This window comes from Streptomyces coerulescens, from assembly GCF_042657965.1.
GTDB lineage: Bacteria > Actinomycetota > Actinomycetes > Streptomycetales > Streptomycetaceae > Streptomyces > Streptomyces coerulescens.
In genome coordinates, this window is sequence record NZ_JBHSKM010000005.1 from 278,725 (window position 1) to 291,968 (window position 13,244).

Genomic DNA, 13,244 nt, shown 5'->3' on the forward strand with positions numbered 1-13,244 from the left:
AGTGGGTACGGCAGCTCGGGGCGCCCGTGTGACGGGGCCGGGCGCGGTGTCAGGCTCCCGTGCCCCCCTTGTCCTCCACCTCCAAGCGGCCCCGGCTTCGCTCGCCCTCCAGGGGTGGTGCGGTCACGCTGCCGTGGTGGAGGCATTCCGGCTTGCGGCAGCCGGGCGGCAGTGGTCGTACCGTCGCGAAGGCGACCAGCGCGCCCAGGACCAGCACCCCGGCGCAGATCGGCATCGCCCGGTCGAACGCGGCGTCGAAGGCGTCGGCCGAGCGGTAGGCGTCCTCGCCCATCCCGGCGAGCAGCGGCAGCGCGGCCACCGCGACCAGGCCCGCCGCCCGGGCCGCCGCGTTGTTGACGCCGCTGGCCAGGCCCGCGCGGGCGGTGTCGACGGAGGCCAGGACGGTCGCCGTCAGGGGCGCCACCAGGGTGACCATGCCGAGGCCCAGGACCAGCAGGGCCGGCAGGACGTCCGTCAGATAGACGGCGTCCGTGCCCACCCGCAGCATCAGCAGTATCCCGGCCGCACACAGCAGCGGGCCGACCGTCAACGGGATACGCGGGCCGATCCGGTCGGCGAGGGCGCCCGAGCGGGCCGAGAACAGCAGCATCAGGGCGGTCGTCGGCAGCAGGGCCGTACCGGCGCCGAGCGCCGTGTAGCCGGAGACGACCTGGAGCTGGAGCGCGGCGAGGAAGAAGAAGCCGCTGAAGGCGGCGTAGACGCAGAGCGTGACGAGGTTGACGGCGGTGAACTGGCGGGAGCGGAAGATGTCCAGCGGCATCATCGGGTCGGGGCGATGACGTTCGACGTACACGAACGCGACCCCGGCCGCCACTCCGGCCATCGCGGTGATCCACACGGTCACCGAGACCTGCTGGGCCTCGATCAGCGCGTACGTCACCAGGCCCAGGGCCGCGGCACCCAGGACCGCGCCGAGCACGTCGAAGCGACCGTGCTTCGTGCCGTCGCCGGACTCGGGGACGTGCCGTACGGCGATCGGCGCGCACACCAGCGCCAGCGGGACGTTCAGCAGGAACACCCAGCGCCAGCCCGGCCCGTCCACCAGCCAGCCGCCGACGAACGGGCCCACGGCCGCACCGACGCCCCCGAATCCGGACCACAGGCCGACGGCACGCGCCCGGTCGTCGGGATGGAACGACGCCTGGATCAGCGCCAGGGAGCCGGGGGTGAGGAGGGCGCCGCCGATCCCTTGGAGCGCGCGGGAGGCGATGAGCACGCCGACGTTCGGCGCGAGCCCACAGAGCAGGGAGGCGACGGCGAACCAGACCACACCCACCACGAAGACCTTGCGCCGCCCGTACCGGTCCCCCAGCGAACCGCCGAGCAGGATCAGCCCGGCCAGCGTCAGCATGTACGCGTTGACGGTCCACTGGAGGGCCGCCAGGTCGGCGTCGAGGTCCTCGCCGATGCGCGGGAGGGCGACGTTGACGACGGTCGAGTCCAGCATCGCCATGCTGGAGCCGAGGACGGTGGTGAGCAGGATCCATTTGCCCTGCGGTGAGGCCAGCCGGACGTCGGGCATGCCCCCAGGTATACAGCGAGCCCGCCGCCGTAGACAGGCGACGGGCTCACCGAACACGTACGGTGAATGCGTACGGCTACTTGATCTTCGTGCCCGTGGAGCGCAGGTTGCCGCAGGCCTCGGTCACACGCGCGGCCATGGACGCCTCGGCGAGCTTCCCCCAGGTACGCGGGTCGTAGGTCTTCTTGTTGCCGACCTCGCCGTCGACCTTCAGGACGCCGTCGTAGTTCTGGAACATGTGGGCCGCCACCGGACGCGTGAAGGCGTACTGGGTGTCGGTGTCGATGTTCATCTTGACGACGCCGTTCTCCAGCGCGGTCGCGATCTCCTGCTCGGTGGAGCCGGAGCCGCCGTGGAAGACGAAGTCGAACGGGGACGCCTTGCCGTACTTGGCGCCCACGCCCTCGTTCAGCTCCTTGAGCAGCTCGGGGCGGAGCACGACGTTGCCCGGCTTGTAGACGCCGTGGACGTTGCCGAAGGAGGCGGCGAGCAGGTAGCGCCCCTTCTCACCCAGCCCCAGGGCCTCGGCGGTCCGGATCGCGTCGTCGACGGTCGTGTACAGCGAGTCGTTGATCTCGTGCGAGACGCCGTCCTCCTCGCCACCGGTCGGGGTGATCTCGACCTCGAGGATGATCTTCGCGGCGCGGGCGCGCTCGAGGAGCTCCTGCGCGATGGAGAGGTTGTCGGCGAGGGTCTCGGCCGAGCCGTCCCACATGTGCGACTGGAAGAGCGGGTTCTCACCGCGCGCGACCCGCTCCTCGGAAACGGCGAGCAGGGGCCGCACATACCCGTCGAGCTTGTCCTTCGGGCAGTGGTCCGTGTGCAGGGCGACGGTGATGTCGTACTTCTTGGCGACGATGTGCGCGAACTCGGCCAGGGCGACGGCGCCGGTGACCATGTCCTTGCTGTGCTGGCCGCCGAGGAACTCCGCACCACCCGTGGAGATCTGGATGATGCCGTCGCTCTCCGCCTCCGCGAAGCCGCGCAGGGCCGCGTGCAGGGTCTGGGAGGAGGTCACGTTGATGGCCGGGTAGGCGAACTTGCCTGCCTTCGCCCGGTCGAGCATCTCGTTGTAGACCTCGGGGGTTGCGATGGGCATCTGTCCGCTCCTTGGAGTGTGCGGGTTGACGTACTGCGTACGGCTTCTGGCTTACGGCCCTGACCTAGACCTAGGGATGCGACGTCATCGTCGGCCCCATCTTTCCAGACGAACCGGGATGCTCCGAGCGGCTGTCACCAGCCGAGACGGGTGCCCTTGCGGACCGCCGTCAGTCCAGGCCGAGTTCGTCCTTGGAGTACGCGAAGAGGTACGGCACTCCGGCGCCCTGCTCGATCTTCTCGGCGGCTCCGGTGGCCCGGTCGACGATCGTGGCGACGGCGACGACCTCGGCGCCGGCCTCGCGGACGGCCTCGACCGCGGTGAGCGGGGAGCCGCCGGTGGTGGAGGTGTCCTCGACGACGAGGACGCGGCGCCCGGCGATGTCCGGACCCTCGACCCGGCGCTGGAGGCCATGCGCCTTGGCCGCCTTCCGCACGACGAAGGCGTCGAGCCGCTCACCCCGCGCGGCGGCGGCGTGCAGCATGGCGGCGGCGACGGGGTCGGCGCCCATGGTGAGCCCGCCGACCGCGTCGAACTCCAGCTCCGAGGTCAGATCGAGCAGCACCTGCCCGACGAGCGGGGCGGCCTCCCCGTCAAGGGTGATACGACGGAGGTCGACGTAGTAGTCCGCCTCCAGCCCCGACGACAGGGTCACCTTGCCGTGCACCACGGCCTTGTCCTTGATCTGCTGCTTCAGCTCGCCACGTACGTCAGTCATGCCGCCCAGCTTAGAGGCGCCGCCAGCTCCAGACGGTCGTGGCCTCCAGCGGCTCCAGGGGCGTGACCAGGCGGGGCAGGCTGTTGAGCCCGTTGGGCGGCCCGGTCTGCGGTTCGACGCACACGGCGGCGTCCTGCTCGTCGTACACGACGACCCATTCCTCGCGACTGCCGACCTTCAGCTCCAGCTGCCCCGGCCAGGTGAGCGTGACGTCGACGCCGTCGGGCATGCCGAAGCAGTCGTCCCACGGCCCGGGCAGCGGCTCGATGCGGTTCCCGGTGGGCAGGTGGTCGTCCCCGCGCTCCTCCTGCCAGGCGGGGCTGAAGTCGAGCCGCACGTCCTCGGCTCCGTCGCCGCCGAGGTTCCGGTTGAACCAGGGGTGCCAGCCGATCTGCGCCGGGAACGAGTCCTCGTACGTCTCGACGGACATGGTGAGCCTGAGGCTGTCCGGCGTGAGCGCGACGACATGCGTGACACGACCGGCATACGGCCACGGCTCGACCAGGTCGTACGTGATCACGGCCTCCCCGTCCGCCACGCGGGCCACCTTCCAGGCGCCGTCGCGGGCGGTGCCGTGGATGGCGTGCGGCGGGGCGTTGAGCGGCATCTGCCGTACCCGGGCGCCGTCGAGGAACCGTCCGTCCCTGATCCGGCCGCACCAGGGAACCATCGGAAAGCACCCGAACCGCTCCCCCTGCCGCAGCAACTCGATCCCCCCGACGCGAAGCCCCCCGACCCGCCCACCGTTCCCCGGCAGCACGTCCACCTCCGCGTCACCCGCGGTCAGCGTGATGTGTTCGTTACTCACGGGACGACCCTACCCATCCGCCGGGGCCTCGCCTCACGGCGCCGGTCCACGTATTTCAGCCCGTCCGGCGTTTGAGGACGAGGCCCGTTCAGGGCCGAAGCGGGGTCTGGGGCGGCAGCCCCAGCGGGGGCGAAGGGGCGGTGCTCCTGGGGAGGGGACGGGTAGGGGCGGCGGGGGCGGGAAACTCAGCGCCGGCGCCGCAGCATCCGCCCCACCACGATCGCCGAGGCCAGCACCAACGCCGCCGCCGGCGCAGCCCACCGAAGCGTCGAGTTCGGTGCAATAGTCTGCGGCGCCGGAACAGGCGCATACCGCCCCCGCGGCGGCGCATGATCCACTTCCTCCGCACTACGCCCGATCATCGTCCGCCGAGCATGTGCCGCCTCCGCGACGGGCGCGTCCTCCCCGCCCTCAACCTCCGCTTCCTCGTCCTCGGCCCGCGGATCCAGCGACGGCGGCGGCACCTCGCTGTCGAAGACGGACGTGGACTCCGCCCCCTCATCCCCACCGCCGCCCTCGCCGCCATCCTCACCGGCACCCGCGACGCCCTCACCGTGCGCCGCCTCACGCCCCGGCTCCGGCGCCGCCGCATCATCCGCTTCCGGCGTCGTCTCGAAGTCACTGGTGACCCGCGTCTCGAACTCCCCGGGCGCCAGCGCTTCCTCCACGGCCTCGGCTTCAACCTCAGCCTCAGCCTCCGCCTCGGACTCACGCCCCGCGCCGCCTCCCGGCTCAGGCTCGCCCGCCGACTCGGGCGCAACCCCCTGCTCAGGCTCAACCCTCGACTCAGGCTCAACCCCCGGCTCGGGCCGCCCTTCCGCAGCCACCACCCCCAACTGCCCCCCAAACCGATTCAGCAGCCGGGACACAGCCGACCCCACAGCCTCCGCCGGGAACTCCGTGACCCGCCCGTGCGCCGACGCGGTCCCCTCGAACCTCAGCGTGGCCCCGCCCTCGGCCTCAGCGACCCGCAGGGTGAGCGCCAGCTTCACGGACCCGCTCCCGCGCGCCTCGGTCGCATCGCCCTCGATGCCGTACGAACCGTCCTCCCGGGCGGAGATCCGCACCGCACCGCGGTAGGTGATGGTGTGACCGCCGACGCGCATCTTCAGCCGGCCGGTCACCGGCTCGGCCCCGGCGTCCTGCTGGAGCCCGGGGACCGCCCGGGCGACCCGGACGGGGTCGGCCAGCACCTCCCTGAGCCGCTCCGCCGTAACCGGAACGAACACCTCATGCTCCATGCCGATCGAGCCTACCCAGCATGGCGTGAACCGCACCCAAACAACCCGGGATTCTCACCGGACACCCGCCCGCCGGGCGTATCCTCCCGCCCCCAGACGCCCCACCCCGCTCACCACGGCGAACACCCACCCCCACCCAGCCCCCCCACCTCAATACCGCGGATGCACCACCGTCGAAGCCCCCAACCCCCGCACCCGCGTTTCCTCAGCCGCCCGGGCATCCGCCCTCAGTCCGCTCTGGGTCAGGGTCTCCAGTCGCGGCATCCCCTCCCCCGTGCCGAGCCGCAGCACCGGTCGCTCCTCCCGTGCCGCCAGGATGAAGCCCCAGTCCTGGGGCGCCCGGGTCGGGCGGGGTGAGCGGTCGGGGCCGGTCGTGGAGCCGGAGTCGCGGCCGCTGACGCGGTAGGGCGCGGTGCGCAGGCCCGCCGCGCGCACGGTCGCGTCGGCCGTCCAGAAGACGCGGGGCCGGGAGGTCACGGGCCCGGCGTGCACGGCGAGGCGGCCGTGCGGTGTCAGGGCGCGGCGGGCGAGGCCGTAGAACTCCTGCGAGTACAGCTTCGTGCTGGCGGTGATCCCGGGGTCGGGCAGATCCGAGATGACGACGTCGTACGTCCGCGGCGGAGCCGCCCGAAGCCAGCGGAAGGCGTCGTCCGTCATGACGTGGACGCGGGGATCGTCGTACGCCCGCCCGTTGAGCCGGGACAGCGGGGGGTCCTCACGTGCCAGCCGCACCACCTCGGGGTCGGCTTCGACGAGGTCGACCCGGTGCACCCCGGCATGGCGCAGCACTTCGCGCGCCGCGAGCCCGTCCCCGCCGCCGAGGATGAGCACGCGCGTGTGCTCGCCGCTCATCGCGGGGTGGACCAGCGCCTCGTGGTAGCGGCGTGCGTCCCGCCCGCTGACCCGCAGCCGCCCGTCGAGGAAGAGGTCGAGGGGCCGGCCGCCGGTGCCGCCGGTGATGACGACCTCCTGGACGTCCGTCTGGACCGCGACGCGTACGTCCTGCCCGTACACCGCGTGCCGCGCGGCCCGTTCGAAGTCGTCGACGAGTACGGCGGCGGAGGCGAGGACGCCGAGCACGGTGACGTTGGCGATCACCAGGAGCCAGCGGGCGCGGCGGCTGAGGTCGACGCGGAAGAGGCCGAGGACGAGCGCGCCGCCGACGACGGCGTTGACGGCTCCGGTGATCAGGGCGGAGCTCAACTGGCCCAGCAGGGGCAGCAGAAGGAACGGGAAGGCGAGGCCGCCGACCAGCGCGCCGACGTAGTCCGCGGCGAACAGGTCGGCCACCGCGCCGCCCGCGTCCTGGCGCCGGATGCGCTGGATGAGTTCCATCAGCAGCGGCACTTCGGCGCCGATGAGCAGGCCGATGGTGAGGGAGAAGGCGACGAGCAGGGCGCGGGGGCCGTCGGCCCACATTCCGCCCCAGTCGCCGGTCCAGGCGAAGACGGCGTACAGCGCGAGTGCGCTGGATCCGCCGACGAGGGCGAGTACGGCCTCGATGGCGCCGAATCCGGCCGCGGCGTACGGGCGCAGGCGCTTCGCGGCGAGGGCGCCGACGCCCATCGCGAACACCATGACGGACAGCACGACGGAGGCCTGGGTGACCGAGTCGCCGATCAAGTACGAGGCGAGGGCGACGAGTTCGAGTTCGTACACGAGTCCGCAGGCAGCGCATACGAAGACACCCGCGAGGACCAGGAAACGCCCGGTGCCCGGCCGGACCGGGAGCCGCGGCGGACCCGCCCAGGGCGACCTGGTGCCGGGTGGGGCGGGGGCGTGCGGCTCGATCACGTTGCCGACGGTACGTTACGGCATGCGCACGCTTCGTCACCCACACGGGTGTTCTTGAGGCGCCAGTGGTTTGCGCCGCCGTCAGACCTCCGACGGGCCGAACGGCTCCGTCCGCCGCCCGGGTCCCGCCGCGCCCTTGGCCACCCGTACGCCCACTCTGGTCCGCGTCGCCACCAACTGCCCGTCCTGCGGGTACGCGTGCCAGGTGCGCCAGTGGACCTGCCCCTCGTGATGCTGGGCGAGCAGCGCGGTGAAGGCGTGCGGGCTGCCGGGGAAGACCCCGGCGAGGCCGTGCGGATGGTCGGCGACCAGCGCCAGCAACTCCTGGGCGCGGCCCGCGAACTGACCCGGTGACAGGATCTCCACGCGGGCGGCGAACTCGTACTCCCAGTCGCCCGCCCGCTTGGCCACCCCGAGCGGCAGGGGCGTGCTGCTGCCGGGCATGCAGGCCACGGTCTCCGAACAAAGGCCCCGCTCCTCCTCCAACAGCACCTGATGGGACGCGCCGAGCAGTCTCAACTGGAGCTTCGCACCGGTCAGTTCGAGGTCGAGTGCGGCCAGCGCGGGCAGCGGCTCCCGCCCCAGGGCCCAGGCGAGGTCGGCCGCGCGCGTGTCGGTGTAGGCGGTGTTCAGGGTCGTGAGCATGGGTCGGCTCCGCTACGCGAACAAAGGGAGGTGTGGGTCTCCGGCGCACCCCGGCCGACACGGAGGGGTCGGCCCGGTCAGCTCATTGATCGGCCGGTCAGATGGGTGTCCGCGGGACGTCCGAGGGCTGCGTTGGTGAAATTCACTGAATCATGAACTAGGGCGCCACCACAGACTTTTTACCCAAGTTCGTAGGGTTTCCATCCCTCAGAGGGCTTATCAGCTCAACTGTTCAACTCCGGCGTACGCCGATGGATACGGGGCGTGCGCCGGTGCGCCCGCGCTTTCGCCTCGATCCGGGCGCCGGACACAGAGAAGCGGGACCGGTCCCAGGCACCGGCCCCGCTCCACGCGGATGCGATTCCCCCTGCTCGGGGAGCTCAGCTGCCCCGTGTCAGCTGCCTCCGCCACCGCATCCGCCCCCGCCGCCTCCTCCGCAGGACGACGACCCGCCTCCGCATGACGAGCCACCACCGCAGGAGGAGGAGCCACCCCCGCAGGACGATCCGCTGTCGCCCCCGCCGGCCCACCAGCTGCCGCTGCCGCTGTCCGAGCTCCCCCTGCGGCTGTGGGTGCGGCGGGACGGCCGTGCGCCGCCGCGCGCGGCGGACACGAAGATCACCACAAAGACCACTGCGACCAGCGCCACCACAAAGCCTGTGACCATGGCGTCAGCCTCCTTCCGTTCCCCCGAAGCGGATCCGGGCGTCCCCCCGTGGGCGCCTCCCGCTCGGTGCGTGGCAGTCAGATGCCCGGCCGTCCCGCGGCCCAAAGCAGAGTTGAGGAACTCCAGAGCTTGGGCGGAGGATGACCCGCATGACCTCCACGACCCGCCCGCTGCTCAACCGCCGGCTCGCCGAGTTCGGGACGACGATCTTCGCCGAGATGTCCGCGCTGGCCCTGAGCACGGGGTCCATCAACCTGGGGCAGGGCTTCCCCGACACCGACGGACCCGAGGAGGTCCGCGAGGCGGCCGTGCGGGCACTGCGGGACGGGCGCGGCAATCAGTACCCGCCGGGTCCCGGCGTCCCCGAGCTGCGCACCGCGATCGCCGTCCATCAGCAGCGGCGCTACGGGCTGTCGTACGACCCCGACACCGAGGTCCTGGTCACCGCGGGCGCCACCGAGGCCATCGCGGCCGCGCTGCTGGCGCTGCTGGAGCCCGGCGACGAGGTGATCGCCCTGGAGCCGTACTACGACTCCTACGCGGCCTGCATCGCCATGGCGGGCGGCACGCGCGTGCCGGTCACCCTGCGGCCGCACGAGGGCAGCTTCCGGCTGGACCTGGACGAGCTGCGCGCCGCCGTCACCGACCGCACCCGGCTGCTGCTGATCAACACCCCGCACAACCCCACCGGCACCGTCCTCACCCGTGCCGAACTGGCCGCGATCGCCGAGCTGGCGGTCGAGCGGGATCTGCTGGTGGTGACCGACGAGGTGTACGAGCACCTGGTTTTCGACGACGCCGAGCATCTGCCGCTCGCGACCTTCCCGGGCATGCGGGAGCGGACGGTGACGATCGGGTCGGCAGGCAAGAGCTTCTCGTTCACCGGCTGGAAGGTCGGCTGGGTGACCTCGGCGCCGGGCCTGGTCACGGCCGTGCGCTCGGCGAAGCAGTTCCTGACGTACGTCTCGTCGGGGCCGTTCCAGTACGCGGTCGCGGAGGCGCTCGCGCTGCCCGACAGCTATTTCACGGCCTTCCGCGAGGACATGCTGGCCAAGCGGGATCTGCTGGCGGCGGGGCTGACGGAGGCCGGGTTCGAGGTGTTCAGGACCGCCGGCACCTACTTCATCACCACCGACATCCGCCCCCTCGGCGAGAGCGACGGCTTCGCCTTCTGCCGCGCGCTGCCGGAGCGGGCCGGGGTGGTCGCCATCCCGAACGCGGTCTTCTACGACCACCGGGAGGCGGGGGCGCCGTTCGTGCGGTTCGCGTTCTGCAAGCGCACGGAGGTGCTGGAGGAGGCGGCCAAGCGGCTACGGGCCATGTAGCGCGGCGAGGGCGCTGCAAAACGGCGTGAGCCCGGCCCGGCACCCGGCCGTGTCGGCCGGTGCCCTGGCCGGGCTCCTGCTTGTCGAGGACTACTCCTCGTCGTCCTCCGGCTTCTCCGCGTCGTTGACCTCCTGCTCAAGGCCGAGCTGCTCGACGAGCCACTTGTCGAACTCGATGGCGGCCCGCACCCAGCTGACCGTCGACGAGACGAAGTGCTCCAGGCTGACGCCCGTGCCGATCAGCATCTGTGCCTCGCCGATCAGGCGGACGGTGCCGTCGTCGTGCGTGTGGCTGTAGACCTTGGGCCACAGGGTCCGGCGGTTCCAGTCGTCGATCGACTCGAGGAGCAGCGGCTTCTCGTCGATCTTGTGGGGCCGGTCGTAGAACGTCCGCACCGAGAAGACCTGCTGGTCACCCTCGCCGCGGAACATGAAGTACGTACGGAACTGCTCCCACGGCGCCGCGAGGTCACCCTCGTCGTCGACGACGTACTTCAGCTCCATCTGGTCGAGGAGCTGCTTCACGAGGTCCTGATCCGGGACAACGGGGCCGGGCGGGGGCCCGGGCTGCGGCTGCTGGCCCCCGAAGTTCGGAATCGAGGACGGGTCGATGCTCACCGTGATTTTCCCTTCGTACGGATTCCGCCATCCTCCCCCATCCGGGGAGGGGGGTGGCAAGCCCGGTAGGGGCTGTCAGCCCTCGGCTGACTCGATCCGGTCACCCGGACGGGTACCCGATCCGCGCCGGGTACCCGTGATCAGGGCGTTTGTCCGGGTCAGAGCGTCTTTCCGGTCGCCGGACCCACGATCAGACCGTCGCCGAAGGCGTCCACCCGGACCGTGTCGCCGTCCTTGACCTCGCCGGCCAGGATCTCCTTGGCGAGGCGGTCGCCGATGGCGGTCTGGACGAGGCGGCGCAGGGGCCGGGCGCCGTAGGCCGGGTCGTTGCCCTCGTCGGCGAGCCAGGCCAGGGCCGCGTCGGTGACCTCCAGGGACAGCCGGCGCTCGGCGAGCCGCCCCGCCAGCCGGTCGATCTGGAGCCGGGCGATCCGGCTGAGCTCGTCCTTGTTCAGCGCCGAGAAGACCACCAGGTCGTCGAGCCGGTTGAGGAACTCCGGCTTGAAGGCGGTGCGGACCACCTCCAGGACCTGCTCCTTCTTCTCCTGCTCGCTGGTGATCGGGTCGACCAGGAACTGGCTGCCCAGGTTCGACGTCAGCACCAGGATCGTGTTGCGGAAGTCGACCGTACGGCCCTGGCCGTCCGTGAGCCGCCCGTCGTCCAGCACCTGGAGCAGGATGTCGAAGACCTCGGGATGCGCCTTCTCCACCTCGTCGAGCAGGACGACGCTGTACGGCCGCCTGCGCACGGCCTCGGTGAGCTGGCCGCCCTCCTCGTAGCCGACGTAGCCGGGGGGCGCGCCGACGAGCCGGGCGACGGAGTGCTTCTCGCCGTACTCGCTCATGTCGATGCGGACCATCGCCCGCTCGTCGTCGAAGAGGAAGTCGGCGAGGGCCTTGGCGAGTTCGGTCTTGCCGACGCCGGTCGGGCCGAGGAAGAGGAAGGACCCGGTGGGACGGTCCGGGTCGGCGATACCGGCGCGGGTGCGGCGTACGGCGTCGGAGACGGCCTGCACGGCCTCGCTCTGCCCGATGAGCCGCTTGCCCAGCTCGTCCTCCATGCGCAGCAGCTTCTGCGTCTCGCCCTCCAGGAGCCGCCCGGCGGGGATGCCGGTCCACGCCCCGACCACGTCGGCGATGTCGTCGGAGCCGACCTCCTCCTTGACCATGGTGCCCTTGGCGACCTCCTCCTCGGCGGCGGAGGCGGCCTCCAACTCCTTCTCCAGGGCGGGGATCTCGCCGTACAGCAGCTTGGATGCGGAGTCGAAGTCGCCGTCGCGCTGGGCGCGTTCGGCCAGGCCGCGGGTTTCGTCCAGCCGCTCCTTCAGCTCACCGACCCGGTTGAGGGACTGCTTCTCCTTCTCCCAGCGGGCGGTCAGGCCCCGCAGCTCCTCCTCCTTGTCGGCGAGGTCGCGGCGCAGCTTGTCCAGGCGCTCGCGGGAGGCGGGGTCGGTCTCCTTGTCGAGGGCCAGTTCCTCCATGCGCAGCCGGTCGACGGAGCGCTGGAGCTCGTCGATCTCGACCGGCGAGGAGTCGATCTCCATGCGGAGGCGGGAGGCCGCCTCGTCCACGAGGTCGATGGCCTTGTCGGGGAGGAAGCGGGAGGTGATGTAGCGGTCGGAGAGGGTCGCGGCGGCCACCAGCGCGCTGTCGGCGATCTGGACCTTGTGGTGGGCCTCGTAGCGCCCCTTGAGCCCGCGCAGGATCGCGATGGTGTCCTCGACGGTCGGCTCGGCGACCAGCACCTGCTGGAAGCGCCGCTCCAGCGCGGGGTCCTTCTCGATCCGCTCGCGGTACTCGTCGAGGGTGGTGGCGCCAACCATGCGCAGCTCACCGCGGGCGAGCATGGGCTTGAGCATGTTGCCGGCGTCCATCGCGGAGTCGCCGCCGGCGCCCGCGCCGACGACGGTGTGCAGCTCGTCGATGAAGGTGATGATCTGCCCGTCGGAGTCCTTGATCTCAGCGAGGACGGTCTTGAGCCGTTCCTCGAACTCACCGCGGTACTTCGCGCCCGCGACCATGGCGCCGAGGTCGAGGGCGACGAGCCGCTTGTCCTTCAGCGACTCCGGCACGTCCCCCTTGACGATCCGCTGGGCGAGCCCTTCGACGACGGCGGTCTTGCCGACGCCGGGCTCGCCGATGAGGACGGGGTTGTTCTTGGTACGGCGGGACAGCACCTGCACGACCCGCCGGATCTCCTGGTCCCGCCCGATGACGGGGTCGAGCTTGCCCTCGCGGGCGGCGGCAGTGAAGTCGGTGCCGAACTTCTCCAGCGCCTTGTACTGCCCCTCGGGGTCGGCGGAGGTCACGCGCCGCCCGCCCCGCGCCTTCTGGAAGGCGTCCAGCAGCTTCTTCGCGCTCGCCCCCTGCTGGGTGAGCACGTCCCCGGCCGGGCCGCCCTTGGCGGCGATGCCGATGAGGAGATGCTCGGTGGAGAGGTACTCGTCCCCGAGCTCCTGGGCGCGGGCCTGTGCGTCCGCGATGACGGCGAGCAGCTCGCGGTTGGGCTGCGGGGGCGCGACGGTGGACCCGGTCACGCTGGGCAGCGCGGCGAGCGCCTTCTCGGCGCCGGCCCGGATGGCGGCCTGATCGGCGTCGACGGCGGCGAGCAGGTCGACGATGTTCTCGTTGTCCTGCCCCTGGAGCAGAGCCAGCAGCAGGTGGGCGGGCATGAGGTCCGGGTGCCCCTCGGTGACGGCCCGGTTGCCGGCCGTGTTGATCGCGTCCCGGCTCCTGTTGGTCAGCTCTGCGTCCACGTGTCCCTTCTCCTCCTGATGTCAGCGTCT

General features: G+C 71.6%; 10 protein-coding genes. 1 reads left to right on the forward strand and 9 read right to left on the reverse strand.

Annotated elements, in window-relative coordinates; all coding sequences use genetic code 11:
- Positions 1 to 49: 49 nt before the first annotated feature.
- The 7 genes from ACFPQ9_RS11530 to ACFPQ9_RS11560 form a co-directional block, all read right to left on the reverse strand.
- On the reverse strand, positions 50 to 1,543 hold the full coding sequence (locus ACFPQ9_RS11530) for an MFS transporter (RefSeq protein ID WP_380850794.1): 1,494 nt from the start codon (positions 1,541 to 1,543) through the stop codon (positions 50 to 52).
- Between the two features lie 76 nt (positions 1,544 to 1,619).
- The gene (fbaA, locus tag ACFPQ9_RS11535) at positions 1,620 to 2,642 is read right to left on the reverse strand and encodes a class II fructose-bisphosphate aldolase (RefSeq protein ID WP_380850797.1); all 1,023 of its coding nucleotides are present in this window, start codon (positions 2,640 to 2,642) and stop codon (positions 1,620 to 1,622) included.
- A gap of 169 nt (positions 2,643 to 2,811) precedes the next feature.
- Complete coding sequence (gene pyrE / locus ACFPQ9_RS11540) at positions 2,812 to 3,360, reverse strand: orotate phosphoribosyltransferase (RefSeq protein ID WP_380850800.1); 549 nt, start codon at positions 3,358 to 3,360, stop codon at positions 2,812 to 2,814.
- Between the two features lie 10 nt (positions 3,361 to 3,370).
- Complete coding sequence (locus ACFPQ9_RS11545; protein ID WP_380850803.1) at positions 3,371 to 4,168, reverse strand: aldose epimerase family protein; 798 nt, start codon at positions 4,166 to 4,168, stop codon at positions 3,371 to 3,373.
- Positions 4,169 to 4,353: 185 nt separating this feature from the next.
- On the reverse strand, positions 4,354 to 5,409 hold the full coding sequence (locus ACFPQ9_RS11550; RefSeq protein WP_380850806.1) for an SRPBCC domain-containing protein: 1,056 nt from the start codon (positions 5,407 to 5,409) through the stop codon (positions 4,354 to 4,356).
- A 150-nt stretch (positions 5,410 to 5,559) separates the two neighbouring features.
- Positions 5,560 to 7,203, reverse strand: a complete 1,644-nt coding sequence (locus ACFPQ9_RS11555; RefSeq protein ID WP_380850809.1) for a polyamine aminopropyltransferase — start codon at positions 7,201 to 7,203, stop codon at positions 5,560 to 5,562.
- Between the two features lie 81 nt (positions 7,204 to 7,284).
- Positions 7,285 to 7,848, reverse strand: a complete 564-nt coding sequence (locus tag ACFPQ9_RS11560) for a DUF2617 family protein (RefSeq protein WP_380850812.1) — start codon at positions 7,846 to 7,848, stop codon at positions 7,285 to 7,287.
- A gap of 807 nt (positions 7,849 to 8,655) precedes the next feature.
- Between ACFPQ9_RS11560 and ACFPQ9_RS11565 the strand changes: the two genes are divergently transcribed.
- Positions 8,656 to 9,840, forward strand: a complete 1,185-nt coding sequence (locus ACFPQ9_RS11565; RefSeq protein ID WP_380850815.1) for a pyridoxal phosphate-dependent aminotransferase — start codon at positions 8,656 to 8,658, stop codon at positions 9,838 to 9,840.
- Positions 9,841 to 9,930: 90 nt separating this feature from the next.
- Here the strand turns inward: ACFPQ9_RS11565 and ACFPQ9_RS11570 are convergent, their stop codons facing one another.
- Both ACFPQ9_RS11570 and clpB read right to left on the reverse strand, forming a co-directional pair.
- Complete coding sequence (locus tag ACFPQ9_RS11570) at positions 9,931 to 10,458, reverse strand: YbjN domain-containing protein (RefSeq protein WP_380850818.1); 528 nt, start codon at positions 10,456 to 10,458, stop codon at positions 9,931 to 9,933.
- A gap of 158 nt (positions 10,459 to 10,616) precedes the next feature.
- Positions 10,617 to 13,214, reverse strand: coding sequence for an ATP-dependent chaperone ClpB (gene clpB / locus ACFPQ9_RS11575; RefSeq protein ID WP_380850821.1), 2,598 nt, complete (start codon positions 13,212 to 13,214; stop codon positions 10,617 to 10,619).
- Positions 13,215 to 13,244: the final 30 nt, after the last annotated feature.